Source organism: Pseudomonas syringae KCTC 12500, assembly GCF_000507185.2.
GTDB lineage: Bacteria > Pseudomonadota > Gammaproteobacteria > Pseudomonadales > Pseudomonadaceae > Aquipseudomonas > Aquipseudomonas syringae.
On record NZ_AYTM02000002.1, the window covers coordinates 3,955,493 to 3,978,626 of the forward strand.

Annotated in this window: 21 protein-coding genes and 1 pseudogene; 15 read left to right on the forward strand and 7 right to left on the reverse strand. The window is 58.9% G+C overall.

All coding sequences use genetic code 11. The features are described from left to right. The first annotated feature begins 62 nt into the window (after positions 1-62). Together V476_RS18045 and tadA are read left to right on the forward strand one after the other, a co-directional pair. Positions 63-1,436: a multicopper oxidase family protein gene (locus V476_RS18045; protein WP_024959266.1), complete on the forward strand. Its 1,374-nt coding sequence runs from the start codon at positions 63-65 to the stop codon at positions 1,434-1,436. Beyond that, entirely contained in the window at positions 1,436-1,945 is a 510-nt protein-coding gene (gene tadA / locus V476_RS18050; RefSeq protein ID WP_003421956.1) for a tRNA adenosine(34) deaminase TadA, read from the forward strand. The genes V476_RS18045 and tadA overlap by 1 nt, the downstream gene beginning before the upstream one ends. Here the strand turns inward: tadA and mltF are convergent. Further along, complete coding sequence (mltF, locus tag V476_RS18055) at positions 1,942-3,441, reverse strand: membrane-bound lytic murein transglycosylase MltF (RefSeq protein ID WP_080278423.1); 1,500 nt, start codon at positions 3,439-3,441, stop codon at positions 1,942-1,944. The two genes, tadA and mltF, sit on opposite strands and share 4 nt — an antisense overlap. 213 nt (positions 3,442-3,654) lie before the next feature. Between mltF and purL the strand changes: the two genes are divergently transcribed. After that, positions 3,655-7,551 carry a phosphoribosylformylglycinamidine synthase gene (purL, locus tag V476_RS18060; protein ID WP_024959264.1) on the forward strand — a complete coding sequence of 1,299 codons (3,897 nt, stop codon included), beginning with the start codon at positions 3,655-3,657 and terminating at the stop codon, positions 7,549-7,551. A gap of 5 nt (positions 7,552-7,556) precedes the next feature. After that, positions 7,557-7,868 (forward strand): YqfO family protein, encoded by a 312-nt coding sequence (locus tag V476_RS18065; RefSeq protein ID WP_003314208.1) that lies wholly within the window; start codon positions 7,557-7,559, stop codon positions 7,866-7,868. A gap of 161 nt (positions 7,869-8,029) precedes the next feature. On the opposite strand, the pseudogene V476_RS18070 reads toward V476_RS18065, so the two are convergent. Further along, positions 8,030-8,452 (reverse strand): annotated as a pseudogene (locus V476_RS18070) (L,D-transpeptidase family protein); the annotation flags it as partial. Positions 8,453-8,655: 203 nt separating this feature from the next. After that, positions 8,656-9,207 carry an NUDIX hydrolase gene (locus V476_RS18075; protein WP_003421963.1) on the reverse strand — a complete coding sequence of 184 codons (552 nt, stop codon included), beginning with the start codon at positions 9,205-9,207 and terminating at the stop codon, positions 8,656-8,658. Positions 9,208-9,357: 150 nt separating this feature from the next. On the opposite strand from V476_RS18075, the gene V476_RS18080 reads away from it, so the two are divergent. The 3 genes from V476_RS18080 (at position 9,358) to V476_RS18090 (ending at position 10,766) form a co-directional block, all read left to right on the forward strand. Then, positions 9,358-9,954 carry a CoA pyrophosphatase gene (locus tag V476_RS18080; RefSeq protein ID WP_003339685.1) on the forward strand — a complete coding sequence of 199 codons (597 nt, stop codon included), beginning with the start codon at positions 9,358-9,360 and terminating at the stop codon, positions 9,952-9,954. 69 nt (positions 9,955-10,023) lie between these two features. After that, positions 10,024-10,548, forward strand: a complete 525-nt coding sequence (locus V476_RS18085; protein ID WP_003314213.1) for a gamma carbonic anhydrase family protein — start codon at positions 10,024-10,026, stop codon at positions 10,546-10,548. Next, the gene (locus V476_RS18090) at positions 10,548-10,766 is read left to right on the forward strand and encodes a DUF1289 domain-containing protein (RefSeq protein ID WP_024959263.1); all 219 of its coding nucleotides are present in this window, start codon (positions 10,548-10,550) and stop codon (positions 10,764-10,766) included. Before V476_RS18085 ends, V476_RS18090 begins: the two co-directional genes overlap by 1 nt. A gap of 855 nt (positions 10,767-11,621) precedes the next feature. Here the strand turns inward: V476_RS18090 and V476_RS18095 are convergent. Beyond that, positions 11,622-12,569, reverse strand: a complete 948-nt coding sequence (locus tag V476_RS18095) for an IS110 family RNA-guided transposase (protein WP_024961480.1) — start codon at positions 12,567-12,569, stop codon at positions 11,622-11,624. Positions 12,570-12,911: 342 nt separating this feature from the next. Here V476_RS18095 and V476_RS18100 point away from each other — a divergent pair, with 342 nt between their 5' ends. Further along, positions 12,912-13,379 (forward strand): preQ0 transporter, encoded by a 468-nt coding sequence (locus tag V476_RS18100; RefSeq protein WP_024960285.1) that lies wholly within the window; start codon positions 12,912-12,914, stop codon positions 13,377-13,379. Between the two features lie 103 nt (positions 13,380-13,482). Further along, a complete protein-coding gene (gene purT, locus V476_RS18105) occupies positions 13,483-14,664 on the forward strand; it encodes a formate-dependent phosphoribosylglycinamide formyltransferase (RefSeq protein ID WP_003314218.1) in 1,182 nt (393 codons plus the stop codon). Positions 14,665-14,742: 78 nt separating this feature from the next. Here purT and V476_RS18110 read toward each other — a convergent pair whose 3' ends face one another. From V476_RS18110 to V476_RS18120, 3 genes are all read right to left on the reverse strand, one after another. Further along, a complete protein-coding gene (locus tag V476_RS18110; protein ID WP_024960284.1) occupies positions 14,743-16,053 on the reverse strand; it encodes an MFS transporter in 1,311 nt (436 codons plus the stop codon). A gap of 158 nt (positions 16,054-16,211) precedes the next feature. Continuing rightward, the gene (locus V476_RS18115) at positions 16,212-17,459 is read right to left on the reverse strand and encodes a CNNM domain-containing protein (RefSeq protein ID WP_024960283.1); all 1,248 of its coding nucleotides are present in this window, start codon (positions 17,457-17,459) and stop codon (positions 16,212-16,214) included. Positions 17,460-17,471: 12 nt separating this feature from the next. Next, entirely contained in the window at positions 17,472-18,284 is an 813-nt protein-coding gene (locus V476_RS18120; RefSeq protein ID WP_024960282.1) for a cytochrome C assembly family protein, read from the reverse strand. 212 nt (positions 18,285-18,496) lie between these two features. Here V476_RS18120 and ffh point away from each other — a divergent pair, with 212 nt between their 5' ends. The 6 genes from ffh (at position 18,497) to xerD (ending at position 23,076) form a co-directional block, all read left to right on the forward strand. Beyond that, complete coding sequence (gene ffh, locus V476_RS18125; RefSeq protein WP_004406399.1) at positions 18,497-19,873, forward strand: signal recognition particle protein; 1,377 nt, start codon at positions 18,497-18,499, stop codon at positions 19,871-19,873. A 247-nt stretch (positions 19,874-20,120) separates the two neighbouring features. After that, complete coding sequence (rpsP, locus tag V476_RS18130; RefSeq protein ID WP_002552521.1) at positions 20,121-20,378, forward strand: 30S ribosomal protein S16; 258 nt, start codon at positions 20,121-20,123, stop codon at positions 20,376-20,378. Between the two features lie 5 nt (positions 20,379-20,383). After that, positions 20,384-20,923, forward strand: coding sequence for a ribosome maturation factor RimM (rimM, locus tag V476_RS18135; RefSeq protein ID WP_003314225.1), 540 nt, complete (start codon positions 20,384-20,386; stop codon positions 20,921-20,923). Positions 20,924-20,928: 5 nt separating this feature from the next. Continuing rightward, a complete protein-coding gene (gene trmD / locus V476_RS18140) occupies positions 20,929-21,681 on the forward strand; it encodes a tRNA (guanosine(37)-N1)-methyltransferase TrmD (protein ID WP_002552523.1) in 753 nt (250 codons plus the stop codon). A gap of 44 nt (positions 21,682-21,725) precedes the next feature. After that, entirely contained in the window at positions 21,726-22,076 is a 351-nt protein-coding gene (gene rplS, locus V476_RS18145; protein WP_002552524.1) for a 50S ribosomal protein L19, read from the forward strand. A gap of 103 nt (positions 22,077-22,179) precedes the next feature. Continuing rightward, positions 22,180-23,076 (forward strand): site-specific tyrosine recombinase XerD, encoded by an 897-nt coding sequence (xerD, locus tag V476_RS18150; RefSeq protein ID WP_003391200.1) that lies wholly within the window; start codon positions 22,180-22,182, stop codon positions 23,074-23,076. Positions 23,077-23,134 lie beyond the last annotated feature (58 nt).

Here is a 23,134-nt window from a genome sequence, read left to right on the forward strand (position 1 = left end):
TATTCGCCCCTCGCATTTGCTCGCAGATGCGCTCAGTCGTCGTTTTCGAGGTTGCGCCGTTCATGTCCTTTACCCGTCGTCAAATCCTTACAGGCATCGCCGGTCTGGCCGTAGTCGGCCTAGGCGCGGGTGGTGCTTCGCGTTACTGGATGGGGCGTCGCGAGTCTGAAGCGGGCTCTGACTTCGTTCTGATCGCCGCTCCGCTGGATGTGGAACTGGTGGCGGGCCACAAGACGCCTGCCTGGGCCTTCGGCGGTTCTGCGCCGGGCACGGAGTTGCGCGTGCGGCAGGGTGAGTGGCTGCGCTTGCGTTTCATCAATCAGTTGCCGGTCGAGACGACCATTCACTGGCACGGCATCCGCTTGCCGCTGGAGATGGACGGCGTGCCGTATGTGTCGCAGTTGCCGGTCAAGCCGGGTGAATACTTCGATTACAAATTCCGTGTGCCGGACGCCGGTAGCTACTGGTATCACCCGCACGTCAGCAGCAGTGAAGAGCTGGGCCGCGGTCTGGTCGGGCCGCTGATTGTCGAAGAACGCGAGCCGACCGGTTTTGCCCATGAGCGCACGGTCAGTCTGAAAAGCTGGCATGTGGACGAAGTGGGTGTGTTCACCGAGTTCAGTGTGCTGCGTGAAGCGGCACGTGAGGGCACGGCGGGGCGGCTTTCAACGTTGAACGGCATTGCGCAGGCGGTAATTGAGCTGCCTGCCGGGCAGATCACTCGCGTGCGCTTGCTCAATCTCGACAATACCGTGACCTATAGACTCAATCTGCCGGACGCCGAGGCGCAGATCTATGCGCTGGATGGCAATCCGGTGAAGCCGCGTCCCTTCGGCGACGAATACTGGCTGGGGCCGGGCATGCGCATCTGTCTGGCAATCAAGGCCCCGCCGGCGGGCGAGGAGATCTCGCTGCGTAACGGCCCAGTGCGCTTGGGTACGTTCCGCTCGGTCGCCAATAACGACGCGCCTGGCCAGTGGCCGCCCGAGCTGCCGGCCAATCCGGTGGCCGAGCCTGACATGGAAAACGCCGAGAAGATCAATTTCAACTTCGAGTGGGTGGGCTCGATGTCGGTCAACACCGACAATGGCAAGCCGCCGAGCCTGTGGCAGATCAATGGCGAAGCGTGGGACATTACCGACAAGACCTGCGCCGATCGGCCTATCGCCAGGTTGAAGCTGGGCAAGAGCTATATCTTCGAACTGAAGAACATGACTCAGTATCAGCACCCGATTCATTTGCACGGTATGAGTTTCAAGGTGATCGCCTCCAATCGGCGCAAGATCATCCCGTACTTTACCGACACCTTCTTGCTGGGGCGTAACGAGCGGGCGCGAGTGGCGCTGGTGGCGGATAACCCCGGTGTATGGATGTTCCATTGCCACGTGATCGATCACATGGAAACCGGCCTGATGGCCGCCATCGAGGTGGCATGATGCGGCAACCGCAGATCATCGACCGCAGCAATGATCAGTACTTCATGCGCGAGGCGCTGGCGCTCGCCGCGCAAGGCGCGCTGTTGGGTGAAGTGCCAGTCGGGGCAGTGGTGGTGCAGAACGGCGAGATCATCGGTCGTGGTTACAACTGCCCGATCAGCGGTAGCGACCCCAGCGCGCATGCCGAAATGGTCGCGATTCGTGACGCCGCCAAGGCGCTGGACAATTATCGCCTGCCAGGCAGCACGCTCTATGTGACGCTGGAGCCGTGCAGCATGTGTGCGGGGCTGATCGTGCACTCACGGGTGGCGCGTGTGGTCTACGGAGCGCTCGAACCCAAGGCGGGCATCGTGCAGAGCCAAGGGCAGTTTTTCAGTCAGGCATTTCTCAATCACCGCGTGCTGTTCGAAGGCGGCGTGCTGGGCGAGGAGTGCGGGACGATGTTGAGCGAGTTTTTCAGGATGCGACGGGCAGCCAAGGACGCTGGCAAAGGCCAAGGCAACGTTTAGAACGCAGATTCGTCCGTGCTATTGCTGGACGATGGGACGGGAGAGGCTGGCGGGACGGGCGGTTGGGTCTTGTCGACACCTGGAACGTGCAGATTGCCGTCGGCGACCTGACTGCCTTCAAGCTGGGGCTGCGTCACCCAGGTCAGAATGTCGTAATAACGACGGATGTTGGCCACGAAATGCACCGGCTCACCGCCTCGGGCATAGCCGTAACGCGTTTTGCTGTACCACTTCTTCTGTGCCAGACGCGGCAGCATTTTTTTCACGTCGAGCCACTTATCAGGATTCAGCCCCTCGTTCTGGGCCAATTTGCGCGCATCTTCTAGGTGACCGCTGCCAATGTTGTAGGAAGCGAGAGCTAGCCAAGTGCGATCCGGCTCCTTAATTGAGTCGTCCAGTTGATCCTTTATGTAGGCAAAGTACTTTGCCCCGCCCTGAATGCTCTGGCGCGCGTCCAGCCGGTTGGATACACCCATGGCTTGCGCGGTGTTCTGGGTGAGCATCATCAGGCCGCGCACGCCGGTTTTAGAGGTCACGGTCGGCTGCCACATCGATTCCTGATAGCCAATGGCGGCCAGCAGTCTCCAGTCGACCTGTTCTTTCTTGGCCGATGTCTGGAAGTGTTTTTCGTATTTGGGCAGGCGTTCCTGAAGGTGCTGGGCAAAGGTATAGGCACCCACATAGCCGAGTACATCGACGTGACCGTAATAGCGGTCTTTCAGGCGTTGCAGCGTGCCGTTCTTTTCGACCTTGTCGAGGTAGGCGTTGATTTCGTTGAGCAGGCTGTTGTCTTCACCCGGCGCGACGGCCCAGCGTTGCGCGCGCGCTTCGCCCAGATCGAAGGCGACGCGCACGTTCTGGAAGTAGACCTGGTTCATTGCCAGCTCATTGGAGTCGACCAGGGTCAGGTCGAGCTGGCCTTCGTCGACCATGCGCAGGAGATCAACGACCTCGACCGCGTCAGATTCTTCATATTCAATGCGGGGATTCTGCGCCTTCAGCGCCGCCAGTTGCTCGGCATGCGCGCTGCCCTTGAGCACCATGATGCGCTTGCCCACCAGATCGCCGGGATCGGTCGGCCGCGACTGACCGTTGCGATAGACCACCTGAGGGGTGACTTCCAGATAAGAATGCGAGAAACGCGCCTGCGATTTGCGCTTTGGTGTCTCGATCAGGCCGGCGGCACCGAGTACCGGACCGCCTGGTTTGTTCATCTGGTCGAAAAGATCGTCGAGATTGTCAGCCGTTTCTATCTTCAATTCGACGCCCAGGTCCTTGGCAAAACGCTTGACCAGCTCGTATTCGAAGCCGGTTTCACCGTTGCGATCCTGGAAATAAGTCGCCGGGCTGTTGCGAGTGATCACCCGCAGTACGCCGTCCTCCTTGACTCGCTCCAGTGTGGTGGGTTTTTCCACACAGGCGCCGAGCATCAGGAAGAGTCCGGTTGCGATGAGCCATTTGGCGCAACGTGGGCGGAAGTCTGGTTTGAAGAACATCGGTGCAGTATACGCAAAGCGCACCGGGCGCCATATCTCGACAGTGAAGCTTGCGTCTGATAGGCGAGTGGCTTTTACAGGCATTTCCGGAGTTTTTTTGCCTGGGGCGACATTCGGGCGCAGCGGATGCCGCCGTTTTGGGTGATCAAATGCCCGGTTTAGGCTAGAATATGCGGCCTCAAAGCACACCCCCTTCTCGAGGCTGTCCCGAAGATGTTGATCCTGCGCGGTGCTCCTGCCCTTTCTGCTTTCCGCCACAGCAAATTACTAGAACAACTGAAACAAAAAGTTTCAGCTGTCAGTGGCTTGTACGCCGAATTCGCTCACTTCGCTGACGTCAACGACGTTCTGACCAGCGAAGAACAGCAGGTTCTCGACCGTCTCCTGAAATACGGCCCCAGCGTGCCGGTTCAAGAGCCGAGCGGCCGTCTGTTTCTGGTGTTGCCGCGTTTTGGCACCATTTCACCCTGGTCGAGCAAGGCCAGCGACATCGCTCGCAATTGCGGCCTGAGCAAAATCCAGCGCCTCGAGCGCGGGATTGCCTTCTATGTAGAAGGCCAGTTCAACGAGACCGAGGCTCAGGTAATCGCCGACAGCCTGCACGACCGCATGACGCAACTGGTATTGGGCGACCTCGAGCAGGCTGCCAACCTGTTCAGCCACGCCCAGCCCAAGCCGCTGACCGCGGTGGACATTCTGGGTGGCGGCCGCGCGGCGCTGGAAAAAGCCAACGTCGAGCTGGGCCTGGCTCTCGCCGAAGATGAAATCGATTACCTGATCACCAGCTTCAATGGTCTGAGGCGCAACCCGCACGACATCGAGCTGATGATGTTTGCCCAGGCGAACTCCGAGCACTGCCGCCACAAGATTTTCAACGCCAGTTGGGACATCGACGGCCAGAGCCAGGAAAAAAGCCTGTTCGGCATGATCAAGAACACCTACCAGATGCACAGCGAAGGCGTGCTGTCCGCTTACAAGGACAACGCTTCGGTGATCGTCGGCAACGTCGCCGGTCGCTTCTTCCCGGACCCTGAAACCCGTCAGTACGGCGCGGTTCAGGAGCCGGTGCACATTCTGATGAAGGTCGAGACCCACAACCACCCGACCGCCATTGCGCCGTTTCCTGGCGCGGCGACTGGCTCCGGCGGCGAGATTCGCGACGAAGGTGCAACCGGTCGCGGTGCCAAGCCCAAGGCGGGGCTGACCGGTTTCACCGTCTCCAACCTGCAGATCCCCGGTTTCGTACAGCCTTGGGAAGTGCCGTACGGCAAGCCCGAGCGCATCGTGACTGCGCTGGACATCATGATTGAAGGCCCGCTGGGTGGCGCGGCGTTCAACAACGAATTCGGTCGCCCGGCGCTGACCGGCTACTTCCGTACCTTCGAGCAGTCCATCACTACGCCGCACGGTGACGAGGTTCGTGGTTACCACAAGCCGATCATGCTAGCGGGCGGTATGGGCAATATCCGCGAAGATCACGTCCAGAAGGGCGAGATCACTGTAGGTTCCAAGCTGATCGTACTGGGTGGCCCGGCGATGCTGATCGGCCTGGGTGGCGGCGCGGCTTCCTCGATGGCGACCGGCACCAGTTCTGCAGACCTGGATTTCGCTTCGGTTCAGCGTGAAAACCCCGAGATGGAGCGTCGTTGCCAGGAAGTCATCGACCGCTGCTGGCAGTTGGGCGACCGTAACCCGATCAGCTTCATCCACGACGTGGGTGCCGGTGGTCTGTCCAACGCCTTCCCCGAACTGGTCAACGATGGCGACCGCGGCGGACGTTTCGAACTGCGTAACGTACCCAATGACGAGCCGGGCATGGCCCCGCTGGAAATCTGGAGCAACGAATCCCAGGAACGTTACGTGCTGGCCGTGGGCGTCGAAGACTTCGAGCGCTTCAAGGCTATCTGCGAGCGCGAGCGCTGCCCGTTTGCGGTTGTCGGCGAAGCCACTGCAGAGCCGCAACTGACCGTCACCGACAGTCATTTCGGTAACAGTCCGGTAGACATGCCGCTGGAAGTCCTGCTGGGCAAGGCGCCGCGCATGCACCGCTCGGTCGCCAGAGAAGAAGAGATCGGCGATGATTTCGACCCGAGCACGCTGGACATCGAAGAAAGTGTGCAGCGCGTATTGCGCCACCCGGCCGTCGCCAGCAAAAGCTTCCTGATCACCATCGGTGACCGCAGCATTACCGGCCTGGTTGCTCGCGATCAGATGGTCGGTCCATGGCAGGTGCCTGTGGCTGACTGCGCCGTCACCGCCACCAGCTTCGACGTCAACACCGGCGAAGCCATGGCGATGGGCGAGCGGACTCCGCTGGCGTTGCTGGATGCTCCGGCTTCGGGCCGTATGGCGATCGGCGAAACGCTGACCAACATCGCGGCCTCGCGTATTGAAAAGCTTTCTGACATCAAACTGTCGGCCAACTGGATGTCGGCGGCTGGTCACCCTGGAGAAGATGCGCGTCTTTATGACACCGTGAAAGCGGTCGGCATGGAGCTGTGTCCGGAACTGGGGATCACCATTCCAGTGGGCAAGGACTCGATGTCCATGAAGACCCGCTGGAGCGACGAGGGCACCGAAAAGAGCGTGACCTCGCCGCTGTCATTGATCGTGACGGGCTTTGCGCCAGTGGTCGACATCCGTCAGACCCTGACGCCCGAGCTGCGCATGGACAAGGGCATCACCGACCTGATCCTGATCGATCTGGGGCGTGGCCAGAACCGCATGGGCGCCTCGATTCTTGCGCAGACTCACGGCAAGCTCGGCCGCGTCGCTCCGGACGTCGACGACGCTGAAGACCTCAAGGCCTTCTTCGCGGTGATTCAGGGCCTCAATTCCGACGGTCATATCCTGTCCTATCACGACCGTTCCGACGGTGGTCTGCTGGTCAGCACGCTGGAAATGGCCTTCGCCGGTCACTGCGGTCTGAACCTGCACCTCGACGGTGTTGCCGACAACGTCTCCGAACTGAGCGCGATCCTCTTCAACGAAGAGCTGGGCGCGGTCATTCAGGTGCGTCAGGACGCTACTCCACTGGTGCTGGCGCAATTCAGCGCGGCCGGTCTGGAGGATTGCGTGGCGGTGATCGGTCAGCCGATCAACAACGATGAAGTGTCGATCAGCTTCCATGGCGAGCCGGTATTCAGTGGCCAGCGCCGTCTGTTGCAACGTCAGTGGGCCGAGACCAGCTATCAGATCCAGCGCCTGCGTGACAACGCCGAATGCGCGGATCAGGAATTCGATGCGCTGCTGGAAGAAGACAATCCGGGCCTGACCGTCAAGCTGGGCTTCGACGTCAACGAAGATATCGCCGCGCCGTACATCAAGACGGGTGTTCGTCCTCAGGTTGCCGTTCTGCGCGAGCAGGGTGTCAACGGTCAGGTCGAGATGGCGGCAGCCTTTGATCGTGCCGGCTTCAACGCAATCGACGTGCACATGAGCGATATCCTGGCCGGTCGTGTCGACCTGAACGACTTCAAGGGTATGGTCGCCTGCGGTGGCTTCTCCTACGGTGACGTATTGGGTGCCGGCGAAGGCTGGGCCAAGTCGGCATTGTTCAACAGCCGTGCGCGTGATGCGTTCCAGGGCTTCTTCGAGCGTTCCGACAGCTTCACGCTAGGCGTGTGCAACGGTTGCCAGATGCTGTCCAACCTGCACGAGCTGATTCCGGGTAGCGAGTTCTGGCCGCATTTCGTGCGTAACCGCTCCGAGCAGTTCGAAGCGCGCGTGGCCATGGTCCAGGTTCAGGAGTCGGCGTCGATCTTCCTGCAGGGCATGGCCGGTTCGCGCATGCCAATCGCCATCGCGCATGGCGAGGGGCACGCGGAGTTCCGCAATGACGACGCACTGCTCGAGGCGGACGTGTCCGGCACCGTGGCACTGCGCTTTGTCGATAACCACGGCAAGGTCACTGAAACCTACCCGGCCAACCCGAATGGCTCGCCACGCGGTATCGGCGGCATGACCACCCTCGACGGTCGTGTGACCATCATGATGCCGCACCCGGAGCGTGTATTCCGTGCCGTGCAGAACTCGTGGCGTCCCGAGGACTGGAACGAGGACGGTGCCTGGATGCGCATGTTCCGCAACGCGCGGGCCTGGGTTAACTAAGGCGCGTGTACAAGCTCGCCTTCTTCGTTCCGCCGAGCCATGTGGACGAGGTCAAGAACGCCGTATTCGCTGCTGGTGCAGGGCGAATCGGCGCTTACGATCACTGCTCGTGGCAAGTGCTCGGCCAGGGCCAGTTCCGCCCGCTGGATGGCAGTCAGCCATTTATCGGGCAGAGCGGTGTGGTCGAGTCGGTGGAAGAGTGGAAGGTCGAGCTTGTCGTCGCTGACGAGCTGATTCAGCACGTGGTGGTGGCGCTCAAGCAGAGCCATCCTTACGAAACGCCTGCTTACGAAGTATGGCGGCTGGCAGAGTTCTGAATCGCCTGCAAAGCTGGACGCAGAGCGTCCGCAAATGCGTTACCACGCTGGAGCGTGGGGACGATAATCATCCTGTAACTATCGTGCCAATGCTACGCACTCAGACTTGTACATAAATCTTGTGGGAGCGAGCTTGCTCGCGAATGCGCAACGCCGCACATTCAAGGTCGAATTTCGATCATCGTCCCGTCTTTCACCAGATCCCATATTTCCCGCATGTCGTTGTTCTTCAGCGCAATGCAGCCGTTGGTCCAGTCCAGCGTGTGGAAATACCATTCCGGATACTCTTCATCCACCGGTGTGCCATGAAGCATGATCATGCTGCCCGGTTTCACGCCCTCGGAGCGTGCGCGTGCCGAGTCCGAGACATTCGGGTAGGAAATGTGCATCGACAGGTTGTAGTTATTGCTGGGTTTGCGCCAGTCGATCCAGTAGAAACCTTCCGGCGTGCGTTGGTCGCCTTCCTGCAGCTTGGTGCCCTTGGGGTTCTTGCCCAGCGAGATTCGGTAGGTCTTCAAGGCCTCGCCACCGCTGATCAGCTGCAATTGGCGCGCTGACTTGAGCACCAGCACCTTATCGATCGGCTTGCTGGCGATACTCTCGGTATTGATGACCTTGTTATTGATGATTTTCTGTTCGCTGCCCTTGGGCACGATGGTTTGAGTAAACGCGGCCTGCGAAAGCGGCATGAACGACATGCAAAAGAGGGCGAGCAACCAGCGCATTACAATTTCCCTGAAGATACTTCTTTGACAAAAAGCGCCGATGTTGTGTGCGACCCTGGCGTTCAGGTGTCCAGCAACGGACGTGACGGGGGAAGGGCGCTAGTATGAACCGGGTAGGCCTGGCGACGCCGATCCGCGAAGAAGTATTCTAGGGTACGCCCGACTGTCATGAAAGCCAGGTCCGACCACGGAATGTCTGCTTCGTCGAATAACTGCACCTCCAGGCTCTCGATGCCTGCGGCGAATGCCTCATTCGCCATCTCTCCACGATAGAACACATGCACCTGATTGATATGCGGCACGTCGATCAAGGTGTACAGATGCAGTTCGCTCAGGGTGGCGCAGGCTTCCTCCATGGTTTCGCGCCGTGCAGCCTGTTCGATGGTTTCGCCGTTTTCCATGAAACCGGCCGGCAGCGTCCAGAAACCCAGGCGCGGCTCGATGGCCCTGCGACACAGCAGCACTTTGCCGCCCAGCGTCACCAGACAGCCCGCAACGATGTTCGGGTTCTGGTAATGAACGGTGTGGCAATGCTCGCAGACATAGCGCAAACGGCTGTCGCCTTCGGGAATGCGCTGGATAACAGGGTTGCCGCACTGGCTGCAAAATTTCATGGGATCAGTCGATAGTGAACGCAGTCGCTATCTTGGCCTGTCGTGCAGCGGCTCGGCAACCCTCTGTGTGACAGGAGTTGTCCTACAAGGGCTTGGGCGCAGCGTTGCTTTGGTGCATGATGCCAGACAGGCAACAGATCGAGATTTCCCATGCTGGATGAGCTACTTCGCCGTGTAGTCAGGCACACGCCAGAAACCCTCGACTCGGATCGACAATTCCCCGAGGCGGCTGTTCTGGTGCCGATTACCCGCAGCGAGCAACCCGAGCTGATTCTGACCCTGCGCGCCAGTGGCCTGTCGACGCATGGGGGTGAGGTGGCGTTTCCGGGTGGCCGGCGCGACCCCGGCGACCCCGATCTGATTTTCACTGCGTTGCGCGAAGCCGAGGAGGAAATCGGCCTGCCTCCCGGGCTGGTCGAGGTGATCGGGCCATTGAGTCCGCTGATCTCCAAGCACGGTATCAAGGTCACGCCCTACGTGGGGGTGATACCTGACTTCGTCGAATACCAGCCCAATGACGGCGAGATCGCTGCAGTATTCAGCGTGCCGCTGGAATTCTTTCGTCAGGACACGCGCGAGCATACTCACCGCATCGATTACGAAGGCCGCAGCTGGTACGTGCCCAGTTATCGTTATGGCGAGTACAAGATCTGGGGGCTTACCGCGATCATGATCGTCGAACTGGTCAACGTGCTGTACGACACCAGAATCAGCCTGCATCATCCGCCCGAACGGTCGACGATCTGAGCCGCTGGCACCTTAAGCGTCACTGTTTATAGTTCGCCCCCATGAGTACGACCCGCCCGAGGAGGCCGCATGAAATTTCGCCTGGGAGAATCCCGTGTCCAGACTGATCCGCAGAGCTGGGTGGCCCCCAATGCAACGCTGATCGGCAATGTCAGGCTCGAAGCCGGCGCAAGTGTGTGGTTCAACGCGGTATTGCGGGGCGACAACGAGCTGATTCACATCGGTGAAAACAGTAATGTGCAGGACGGTACGGTGATGCACACCGACATGGGGTCGCCGCTGAGTATCGGCAAAGGCGTGACCATCGGCCACAACGCCATGCTGCATGGCTGCAGCGTTGATGATTACAGCCTGATCGGTATCAATGCGGTCATCCTCAACGGGGCGAAGATCGGCAAATACTGCATCATCGGCGCCAATTCGCTGATCGGAGAAAACAAGGTGATTCCTGATGGCTCGCTGGTCATGGGGACACCGGGTAAAGTGGTGCGCGAACTCACCGACGTGCAGAAGAAGATGCTGGAAGCCAGCGCAGCCCATTACGTACACAATGCCCAGCGTTACGCCCGTGACCTGGCGGTGCAGGAAGAGTGATGAGCACTGATACCCCGATCGAAAAACCGGTCCGTTCCCCATGTATAAGTATCTGTGCACTGGATGAGCAGGATATATGCACCGGTTGCCAGCGAACCGTCACCGAAATCACCCGCTGGAGCCGCATGAGCAACGACGAGCGCCGCGTGGTGCTCGGCCTCTGTGACGAGCGCGCCCGAGCCAGCGGCCTGATGTGGACAGTGGGCGAAGCACGCTGATGTTCCGATGGCCTTGTAGCCGCGAACTTGTTCGCGAAGGAGTCGATGCATTTCCTGCGTCAGGAATAGCGCTTTCGCGAACAAGTTCGCTCCTACAGGTTATCCGCGAGCTTTTGTAGGAGGAATAGCGCTTTCGCGAACAAGTTCGCTCCTACAGGTTATCCGCGAGCTTTTGTAGGAGCGAACTTGTTCGCGAAGAGGTCGGTGCAGTCGATGCATTTCCTGCGTCAGGAATGGCGCTTTTGCGAACAAGTTCGCTCCTGCAGGTTATCCGTGAGCTTTTGTAGGAGCGAACTTGTTCGCGAAGAGGGCGGTGCAGTCGATGCATTTCCTGCGTCAGAAATAGCGCTTTCGCGAACAAGTTCGCTCCTGCAGGTTATCCGCGAGCTTTTGTAGGAGCGAACTTGTTCGCGAAGAGGGCGGTGCAGTCGATGCATTTCCTGCGTCAGGAATAGCGCTTTCGCGAACAAGTTCGCTCCTGCAGGTTATCCGCGAGCTTTTGTAGGAGCGAACTTGTTCGCGAAGAGGGCGGTGCAGTCGATGCATTTCCTGCGTCAGAAATAGCGCTTTCGCGAACAAGTTCGCTCCTGCAGGTTATCCGCGAGCTTTTGTAGCGAACTTGTTCGCGAAGAGAGTGGTGCAGTCGATGCATTTCCTGCGTCAGGAATAGCGCTTTCGCGAACAAGTTCGCTCCTACAGGTTATCCGCGAGCTTTTGTAGAGGCGAACTTGTTCGCGAAGAGGGTGGTGCAGTCGATGCATTTCCTGCGTCAGGAATAGCGCTTTCGCGAACAAGTTCGCTCCTACAGGTTATCCGCGAGCTTTTGTAGGAGATTCTATGGTTTTGGGAAAGCCCTCAAGCCACTTTTGTTTGATATTCGCTCTGGTTCTTTAACAGAGCGAAGACTACTCGAGCCAACTTTCGGGAGAGCATGACCAGCGCTTGAGTTGTACTAAAGCCACGCTTTCTCTGCTCTTCATAAAAAGGCTTCCAGGCCGGCGTACGGCTCCCGGACATAGCCGCGTTGTGCAGCAACCGTCGGGCTTCTGGATCGCCGCGTTTGGTCAATCGACGAGGTCCATCACTTTGCCCTGATTTGGATACTCTCAGGTCCAGCCCAAGAAACGCGATAAAGGCGTTCGCTCCGCTGAACTCGCCTCGCTGAAAAGAAGTGACCAAACGAGCTGCAGTCAGAAAGCCGATCCCCTCTACTTTCATACAGCGGTTGACCTGCCTCATCAGCCCGGCTTCCTGCAGTACATCGCGAATCTTCTTTTCAACGAGCGCCTCAAATCGTTTCATCGAGTTGACCTGATTGGCGAACGCTGTTCTCAGAAAAGGCTCGTTGGTCCAGCTTTGTACCAGGCCAGTACGAGCCTGAACCAAGGCTGCACGACGTCGGAACAGGCTCAGAAGCTGCCGATAAAGCGGGCTCGCAGGTATCCAGGGCCGCAACTCATCAAGCTCGTTTTTCAGGTATCGGGCCAACAAACGAGCATCTTGGGCATCGGTTTTGGCGCGTATGTTGACGCCTTTACGGTAATGACTGAGCTGATAGCCATCCACCATATAAATGTCACAGCCTGCTTCGTGGGCCGCATCCGCGAACAGGACGTGATAGACGTTAGTGGCTTCGATGGCGATGGCGCAGCTGCTCGCCAAGGCCTTCAGCCATTGGGTGATGGCGACTTTGGTATTGGGGATTGCCTCAAGTCGATCATATTGATCGTGGTAGATCACCAGCTCATTCTTGGCGACATCTACACCGATGATCGGTTTTTGCAGAGTAACCCGCATTGCCATAACGCCTCCTCGGGGATAAGGTTTACAGACTTGAAGGGGCCACCCAGAGGCGCAGGCTTGTTTCTATCGTAGGTTGTGAGCCTTAAGCATTCTTTATCGGCGCTTGGGTGAAAGGAGGAGGGGTGAAATCTCCTACGGGTCTGTACTGCGCGAACAGTCAGAAGCGAACTAAGTCCCTCCTCCTCCCTTCAAGTCTTACCATACAAGCGAACTTGTTCGCGAAGAGGGCGGTGCAGTCGATGCATTTCCTGCGTCAGAAATAATGCTTTCGTTTTCGCTTGGGCGCGGCTCTTGTCCGCGTTTGCTATCATTGCCGCTCGCTTGCACAGGCCCAAACCCTCCATGCTTTTCCTGATCGCCTACATCAGCAGTGTCGTGCTGATCAACTTCGCCTTTTCCAGTGCGCCGCATCTGGACATGATCTGGTCTGCCTGGGGCGGGTTGGTGTTCATGTTGCGGGACATGGTGCAGATTCGCTTTGGCCACGGCGCGATCATTGCCATGCTGGTGGCGCTGGTTCTGTCATATGTCACCAGCGACCCCACCATCGCCCTGGCCAGCGCCACGGCGTTTGCGGTTTCCGAGTGCATTGACTGGCTGGTGTTCAGCATTACCAGACGCCCGTTACGTGATCGGTTGTGGATCAGCTCGGCGCTCAGCATTCCACTGGATACCTTTATCTTCTTCGGCATGATCGACGCCCTGACGGCGCCGGTCGTGCTCACCGCGCTGGCATCGAAGTTCGCCGGCGTTACCATTGTCTGGATGATCATGGCCTGGCGGGCGCGCAACAGTGCCTGTCCAGGCTGAGCGCCCATTTGTCGGGGCTTCGTGGTAAATTGCGCGCCTTTCTTCACAGCGGTTGCTTGCATACGGCGGGCAGCCCTCGACATCTGCTTCACGAGGACCTGAGATGACTCAAATCGGAACTCCACTGTCGCCCACCGCGACGCGCGTATTGTTCTGCGGCAGCGGCGAACTGGGCAAGGAAGTCGTGATCGAGCTGCAGCGCCTTGGCGTTGAAGTGATCGCTGTTGACCGTTACGAGAACGCGCCGGCCATGCAGGTCGCTCATCGCAGCCATGTGATCAACATGCTCGACGGTGCGGCACTGCGCGCGGTCATCGAGGCCGAGAAGCCGCATTTCATCGTTCCGGAAATCGAAGCCATCGCCACCTCGACGCTGGTCGAGCTTGAGGCCGAAGGTTTCACCGTGATCCCGACCGCACGTGCCGCGCAGCTGACCATGAACCGCGAAGGCATTCGTCGTCTGGCAGCCGAAGAGCTGAAGCTGCCGACCTCGCCTTACCACTTTGCCGACACCTTCGAGGCGTACAGCAAGGCGGTCGAAGACCTCGGTTTCCCGTGTGTGGTCAAGCCGGTCATGAGTTCTTCGGGCAAAGGGCAGAGCCTGCTCAAGAGCACCGATGACGTACAGAAAGCCTGGGATTACGCGCAAGAGGGCGGTCGGGCTGGCAAGGGTCGCGTCATCGTCGAAGGCTTCATCGACTTCGATTACGAAATCACCCTGCTGACCGTGCGTCACATCGGTGGCACCACGTTCTGCGCGCCGGTTGGGCATCGTCAGGAAAAGGGCGACTATCAGGAATCCTGGCAGCCGCAGGCCATGAGCCCGGTTGCACTGGCAGAGTCCGAGCGGGTTGCCAAGGCGGTGACCGAGGCATTGGGTGGGCGCGGGATGTTTGGCGTCGAACTGTTTATCAAGGGCGATCAGGTGTGGTTCAGCGAAGTCTCGCCGCGCCCGCACGACACCGGTCTGGTGACACTGATTTCTCAGGACCTGTCGCAGTTTGCTCTGCACGCGCGCGCGATTCTTGGCCTGCCGATTCCGTTGATCCGCCAGTTCGGCCCGTCGGCTTCGGCAGTCATTCTGGTCGAGGGCCAGTCCACGCAAACCGCTTTCGCCAACCTCGGCGCTGCACTGGCCGAGCCTGATACCGCATTGCGTCTGTTCGGCAAGCCGGAAGTCAACGGTCAGCGGCGCATGGGCGTTGCCCTGGCGCGTGACGAGTCCATCGAAGAGGCCCGTGCCAAAGCGACCAGGGCATCGCAGGCGGTAAACGTAGAACTGTAGGGGCGCAGCGGTAAGGCCTCAAGGCTCAAGCTGCAAGAAAGAGCACCACGCTTCTTCTTGCAGCTTGCAGCTTGCAGCTCAAAGCTCTCTATCTCTCGTCTCTTTCAGGCTCAACACCGCCAGCACGCTGATCAGCGCTGCTGCAGACACATACCCGCCCACCCAGCTCAGGCCACCCATCGCCACCAGTTTCTGGGCGAAAAAGGGGGCGACCGACGCTCCGACGATTCCACCCAGGTTGTAGGCCGCCGATGCCCCGGTGTAGCGGACCTGTGTCGGGAACAGCTCCGGTAGCAGCGCGCCCATCGGCGCGAACGTGATGCCCATCAGAAACAGTTCGATGCACAGAAACAGCGCCACAGCCCAGGTGCTGCCGTGGGTCAACAGCGGCTCCATGGTGAAACCTGACAGGATCGCCAGCACACCACCCGCAATCAACACTGGCTTGCGCCCGAAGCGATCACTCGCCAGTGCGGCCAGTGGTGTTGCCGCCGCCATGAACAGCACCGCAAAGCACAGCAGCCCCAGGAATGTCTCACGGGTATAGCCCAGCGTGGCCACGCCGTAGCTCAACGAAAACACCGTTGAGATATAAAACAGCGCGTAGCAGACCACCATCGACGCTGCACCGAGCAGCATGGGTTTCCAGTGCTGGCTGAAGGTCTCCACGATTGGCAGGCTGACCCGTTGGTGACGAGCCATGGCCTTGGCGAACACGGGTGTTTCTTCCAGCTTCAGGCGCACGTAAAGCCCGACCATGACCAGTACGGCACTGAGCAGAAATGGAATCCGCCAGCCCCACGAACGGAACTGCTCGTCATCCAGGGTCATGGCCAGCGCCAGAAACAGGCCGTTGGCTGCGAGGAAGCCGATCGAAGGGCCCAGTTGCGGAAACATGCCGAACCAGGCGCGCTTGCCTTTCGGGGCATTCTCGGTCGCCAGCAGCGCCGCGCCACCCCATTCGCCACCCAGGCCAAGTCCCTGACCGAAACGCAGCACACATAACAGAATCGGCGCCCATGCCCCGATCGTCGCGTAACCGGGCAATACGCCGATCAGCGTGGTGCAGATACCCATCAACAGCAGCGAGGCCACCAGCGTCGACTTGCGTCCGATCCGGTCGCCGAAGTGACCGAACAGCGCCGACCCCAGGGGGCGAGCGAGAAAGGCGATGCCGAAGGTCAGAAATGACGACAGCATCTGGGCTGTGCCCGAGGTCTGTGGGAAAAATACCGGACCGATCACCAGAGCGGCGGCGGTGGCATAAACGTAAAAGTCGTAGAACTCGATGGCTGTGCCGATGAAGCTGGCCGTAGCGACGCGGGTCGTCGAATTCACCGGCTTTGCGGGCGCGTCTTGGTCTTCGCGAGAGAGCAGGGTGCTGGTCATGCGGATTTCCTGACAGTCGACTCGCCGGTCGGCAACGACCGTACTCCGGCAAGCGTGCATTTATTGTGATTGTGGTTACAGCGTCGAGCAGAGTAACCCGAATGGGTCGAGAGGCAAGGGCGGTGCAGGAATCTATTTGAAGGCAGACAGCTATTTAGCTATTTGAAGGTGCGGACCAGTGTGTTCTGCCACATGGCGACACGCTTGACTCGGTTGTCCTCGGTCTCGAGGATTTCCAGTCGGTAAGGCCCTATCTTCAAGCACACCGGAGCGTCCGGGATGGTCTCGAGTGCTTCGGTAACCAGTCCGTTGACAGTTTTCGGACCGTCTGAGGGCAGGTGCCAGCTAAGGCTCTTGTTCAAATCGCGGATGGACGCTGCGCCTTCGACTTCCAGACGCCCGTCGTCCTGTTGTTTGACGTGCGGGTTATCCAGTCGCTGCTCGCTTTCGAACTCGCCGACAATCTCTTCGAGAATATCCTCGAGGGTGACGATGCCCAGCACTTCGCCGTATTCATCGACCACCACGCCGAGACGCCGTTGCTGTTTGTGAAAATTCAGCAACTGCAACTGCAACGGGGTGCTTTCCGGCACGAAATAAGGCTCGTAGCAGACCGCCAGCAACTGCTCCTTGGTCAAGGTGCCCTTGGGCAGCAGGTGGCTGATGTCACGGGTATTGATGACGCCTTGCACCTGATTGATGTCGTTGTGATAAACCGGCAGGCGCGTGTGCCGTGAAATGATCAGGCGTTCGATGATCATTTCCATGGGGTCATCAAGGTTGACGCCGTCCACTTCGTTGCGCGGGATCAGGATGTCATTGACCGTAATGCTGTCCAGCGCACGAATCCCTGAGAGCACGCTGGCGCGTGGCGAATATTCCTGAGCAGCATCGTTGCGTGGAGTGTTTTGCGTATCGTCTTCGAAGGCCTGATCCTGCTGCTGTACAGCACGTGACAGGAAGGGGCGCAGCAGTGTCTTGGCCAGAACATTGAACACGTAGGCCAGCGGCCAGACGATCTTCATCGGAATGCGCAGTACGCTGTTGCCCAGCAGCAGCGTCGAGACAGGGTGGCGGTTCGCCAGGCGGCGGGGCATGTATTCGGCGAACACCAGCATGATGCTCACAGTACCGAGCCAGGCCACGGTCGGACCGTTGTAGAACCAGTAATTGGCGGCGATAAGCGTCGCGATGACGGTGATCAGTACCCTGATCAGGGTATTGCCCAGAATCAGACTGTTCAGGTTGAACGCCAGCTCGGGGAGCGGCGCCGACTTTTCCGGGCGGCTGGCGGCGCGCATCGCCTTGACCTGATGATGAGCGGCCTCGACCGCGGTCAGCAGGCCGGCCCACAGCAGCAGTAGGGCGAGGACACCGAGCAACGGGCCCAGGGGCAGATTATCCATGATCAGGGCCCGTCAGATGTGCAGGATGAATTCGCGTACCAGCTTGCTGCCGAAATAGGCGAGCATCAGCAGGCAGAAGCCGCCCAGGGTCCAGCGAATAGCCTTGTGCCCACGCCATCCAAGGCGGTTACGGCCCCATAGCAGCACACTGAACACGATCCAGGCCAGGCAGGCCAGCAGGGTCTTGTGCACCAGATGCTGGGCAAACAGGTTTTCGACGAACAGCCAGCCGGAAATCAGCGACAGCGAGAGCAACGACCAGCCAGCCCACAGGAAGCCGAACAGCAGGCTTTCCATGGTTTGCAACGGCGGGAAGTTCTTGATCAGCCCGGAAGGGTGCTTGTGCTTGAGGCGATAGTCCTGCAACAGCAGCAGCAGTGCCTGGAATGCAGCAATGGTAAACATCCCGTAAGCCAGCAGCGACAGCAGGATGTGGCTGAGTATGCCGGGCTCTTCCATAATCGGCTGCACGGTGCCGCTAGGGGCGAACTGGGCGAGCAGTACAGTAACCATGCCCAGCGGGAACAACAGCACCAGCAGGTTTTCCACCGGGATGCGCGACGTGGCGATCAGGGTGACGACGATCACCGAAGCCGCGATAAGGCTGGCGGAGTTGAAAAAGTCCAGGCCAAGGCCGACCGAGTGCATCAGTTGGGAAAACAGACCAATGGCATGTGCGATGACCGCCAGCGTACCGAGCACGCAAAGCAGCCGCTTGTCGGGCTTGACGGCCTGGCTCAGACGCAGGCTCTGATAGACGGTCGCAGCGGCATAGATGATGGCGGCGGCGAGGCTGGGAAGCAGGCTGGGTGGCAAAGGGGACATAGATCCTGATGGACGGGCCTGAAAGACGCTGAGTTTGGCATAGAACCGGTAAATCACGAAAGACCACAGAAGCAGTCTGCGTGGTGTCCGTGCGACGGAGTCTTCGCTATAATCTGCGACCTGCTCAAGCCGCAGGCTCGCCGAGCGCCATTTCTGCATTACGGGCCGGGCCGCATCAACCGGGGTTCGACGAGAGCCTGAAAGGATCGCGCATGTTTGAAAATCTGACTGACCGCCTCTCGCAGACGCTGCGCCATGTTACTGGCAAGGCCAAGCTGAACGAGGACAACATCAAAGATACCTTGCGCGAAGTGCGTATGGCGTTGCTCGAAGCCGACGTCGCCTTGCCGGTGGTCAAAGACTTCGTCAACAACGTCAAGGAACGCGCCGTCGGCACTGAGGTGTCGCGCAGCCTGACCCCGGGTCAGGCGTTCGTGAAGATCGTCCAGGCCGAACTTGAAAGCCTGATGGGTGCGGCCAACGAAGACCTGGTGCTCAACGTCACGCCGCCTGCCGTCATCCTGATGGCGGGTTTGCAGGGCGCGGGCAAGACCACCACTGCCGGCAAGCTGGCGCGCTTCCTTAAAGAGCGCAAGAAGAAAACCGTGATGGTGGTGTCGGTCGACGTTTATCGTCCCGCGGCCATCAAGCAGCTCGAAACCCTGGCCAACGACATCGGCGTGACGTTCTTCGCCTCCGACATCAGCCAGAAGCCGGTGGACATCGCCCAGGCGGCCATTAAAGAAGCCAGGCTCAAGTTCATTGACGTGGTCATCGTCGACACTGCCGGTCGTTTGCACGTCGATGTCGAGATGATGGGCGAGATCCAGGCGCTGCACGCGGCGGTCAAACCGGCCGAGACGCTGTTCGTGGTCGATGCCATGACCGGCCAGGATGCGGCCAACACCGCCAAGGCCTTCGGTGACGCACTGCCGCTGACCGGCGTGATCCTCACCAAGGTCGACGGTGATGCGCGCGGTGGTGCGGCGCTGTCGGTGCGTGCCATTACCGGCAAACCGATCAAGTTCATCGGTATGGGCGAGAAGAGCGAGGCGCTGGAGCCGTTTCACCCGGACCGCATCGCGTCGCGCATCCTCGGCATGGGCGATGTGCTCAGCCTTATCGAGCAGGCCGAACAGACCCTCGACAAGGACAAGGCCGACAAGCTGGCGAAAAAGCTCAAGAAGGGCAAGGGCTTCGACCTCGAAGACTTCCGCGACCAGTTGCAGCAGATGAAGAACATGGGTGGTCTTGGCGGCCTGATGGACAAACTGCCGAGCATCGGCGGCGTCAACCTGTCGCAGATGGGCAACGCCCAGGGCGCAGCGGAAAAACAGTTCAAGCAGATGGAAGCCATCATCAACTCGATGACCCCTGCCGAGCGCCGTGATCCGGATCTGGTCAGTGGTTCGCGCAAGCGCCGCATTGCGATGGGTTCGGGCACTCAGGTTCAGGACATCGGGCGTCTGATCAAGCAGCACAAGCAGATGCAGAAGATGATGAAGAAATTCTCCGCTAAGGGCGGAATGGCCAAAATGATGCGCGGCATGGGTGGAATGTTCCCCGGCGGCGGCATGCCAAAAATGTAATTGCGTCGCGTGCAAGAGGCTTTGCACGCGTCCCATCTGGGGGGTGACCCCCAGTCAGCCCGCACTATGCGGGCTTTTGCCGGCTGTCATACCGACAGCTCCCTCGCAAATCTGGAAGGCATGCCGATAGGCGCCGGAAAAAGACATTTGCAAAAGTCGGGATATTCCTTAGAATATGCGGCCTTTCGGGCACCTATGCCCGCTGTGCATCTTAGATTTGCAGCACCGACTACAGGAACGATGTTCAATGCTAACCATCCGTCTTGCCCTTGGCGGCTCCAAAAAGCGCCCGTTTTACCACCTGACCGTAACCGACAGCCGCAACGCTCGTGACGGTTCCCACAAGGAACAGGTTGGTTTCTTCAACCCGGTTGCCCGTGGTCAGGAAATCCGTTTGTCCGTTAACGAAGAACGCGTCAACTACTGGTTGAGCGTGGGTGCACAAACTTCCGAGCGCGTTGCCCAGCTGCTCAAAGAGCACAACAAGACCAAGGCCGCGGCCTGAGTCTTATGAGCGCGACGCCTGCATCTGCCGACGATCTGATCGTCATTGGCAAGATTTACTCGGTTCATGGCGTTCGCGGCGAAGTGAAGGTTTATTCCTTTACTGATCCGATTGGAAACCTGTTGGACTACAAAACCTGGACGCTTCGGCGCGAAGGCAGCGTTGATAAACAGGTGGAGCTGGTCAGCGGACGCTTGCAAAGCAAGTTTCTGGTCACAAAGCTCAAGGGTCTCGATGATCGTGAAGAAGCACGTCTTCTGTCCGGTTACGAAATCTGCGTGCCGCGTAACCTGTTCCCTGATCTGGACGATGGCGAGTACTACTGGTACCAGCTTGAAGGCCTGAAGGTCATCGACCAACTCGGGCAATTGCTCGGGAAAATCGATCACCTGCTCGAAACCGGTTCGAACGATGTAATGGTTGTAAAGCCCTGCGCGGGTAGCCTGGATGATCGTGAACGCCTGTTGCCCTATACAGAGCAATGCGTGTTGGCAATCGATATGGCTGCTGGCGAGATGAAGGTGGATTGGGACGCGGACTTCTGAATGCCATGGCCAGCCTGCGCATAGAAGTCATCAGTCTGTTTCCCGAGATGTTTTCCGCCATCAGCGAATACGGCATTACCAGCCGTGCGGTGAAACAAGGGCTGTTGCAGCTCACTTGTTGGAATCCGCGGGATTACACCACTGATCGCCATCACACTGTGGATGATCGCCCATTTGGCGGTGGTCCGGGCATGGTGATGAAGATCAAGCCCCTTGAAGATGCTCTGGTTCAGGCCAGGCAAGCGGCAGGGGATGCGGCGAAGGTGATTTACCTGTCGCCACAAGGCCGCCAGCTGAATCAGTCTGCGGTACGCGAACTGGCGCAGGAGGAAGCGATTATCCTCATCGCCGGTCGTTATGAAGGCATTGACGAGCGTTTTATTGATGCTCATGTCGATGAAGAGTGGTCGATTGGTGACTATGTTCTTTCCGGTGGCGAGCTGCCGGCGATGGTCCTGATTGACGCGGTTACGCGGCTGCTGCCTGGAGCTTTAGGGCATGTGGACTCCGCGGAGGAAGATTCCTTCACGGACGGTCTGCTGGATTGCCCGCATTACACCCGACCTGAGGTGTATGCGGATCAGCGTGTTCCCGACGTGTTGCTAAGTGGCAATCACGCGCACATCCGGCGTTGGCGTTTACAGCAGTCCCTTGGGCGGACCTATGAACGACGCGCTGATCTTCTGGAAAGCCGCTCGCTTTCTGGAGAAGAGAAGAAGCTGCTGGCGGAATACATCCGCGAGCGGGACGATAGTTAACGTATCGATGGTCGATCCAGACGGATTACCTTAGGAGCACCAGCATGACTAACAAAATCATTCTTGCCCTCGAAGCAGAGCAGATGACCAAAGAGATCCCTACCTTTGCACCAGGCGACACCATCGTCGTCCAGGTTAAAGTGAAGGAAGGCGACCGCGCTCGTCTGCAAGCATTCGAAGGCGTTGTAATTGCCAAGCGTAACCGTGGCGTGAACAGTGCTTTCACTGTTCGTAAAATCTCCAACGGTGTTGGCGTTGAGCGTACTTTCCAGACTTACAGCCCGCAAATCGACAGCATGGCTGTGAAACGTCGCGGTGACGTTCGCAAGGCCAAACTGTACTACCTGCGTGACCTGTCCGGTAAAGCAGCGCGCATCAAGGAAAAACTGTCCTGATACAGTTTTTCGATGCATAAAAAAGGCAGCCTCAGGGCTGCCTTTTTGCTGTCTGTTGTTTGATGATTCATCCCTTGTCTACCGACACATGCACTGAGTGAACATGGCTGCCATCGACCACCCGCTGATTGACCGGTTTCTGGACGCGCTCTGGCTTGAGAAGGGGCTGTCCGACAATACCCGGGATTCTTACCGCAGTGATCTGGCGCTGTTCAACGGCTGGCTGCAGGAGCGCAACGTTGACCTGATCAGTGCAGGGCGCGAAGTCATCCTCGATCATCTTGCCTGGCGCGTTGAGAATGCCTACAAGCCTCGCTCCACGGCGCGTTTCCTGTCCGGCGCACGTGGCTTCTACCGCTATCTGCTGCGCGAAAAGCTGATTTCCGTCGATCCTACCTTGCAGATCGACATGCCTCAGTTGGGCAAACCGTTGCCAAAATCGCTTTCCGAAGCCGATGTCGAAGCATTGCTTGCTGCTCCCGACCTGAGCGAACCCATCGGCGAACGTGACCGCGCCATGCTTGAGGTGCTGTATGCCTGCGGTCTGCGCGTGACCGAACTGATCAGCCTGACCCTGGAGCAGGTCAATCTGCGTCAGGGCGTGCTGCGCGTGATGGGCAAAGGCAGCAAGGAGCGACTGGTGCCCATGGGCGAAGAGTCCATCGTCTGGGTCGAGCGTTACCTGCGCGGTGCCCGCGACGAGTTGCTGGGCGGAAAGCCCAGCGACGTGCTGTTCCCGAGCACCCGCGGCGACCAGATGACCCGCCAGACCTTCTGGCACCGTATCAAGCATCAGGCGACTGTTGCGGGTATCGGCAAATCTCTGTCACCGCACACCCTTCGCCATGCCTTCGCCACCCATCTGCTCAATCACGGCGCTGACTTGCGCGTGGTGCAGATGTTGCTCGGGCACAGTGATCTCTCGACGACGCAGATCTACACCCATGTGGCGCGCGCGCGGTTGCAGGAATTGCATGCCAAGCATCATCCTCGGGGTTAGTGCTCTGTTGATAGATTCGAGAGTCAGGCGGTGTTTTAAGAATGATTATTACCAATCG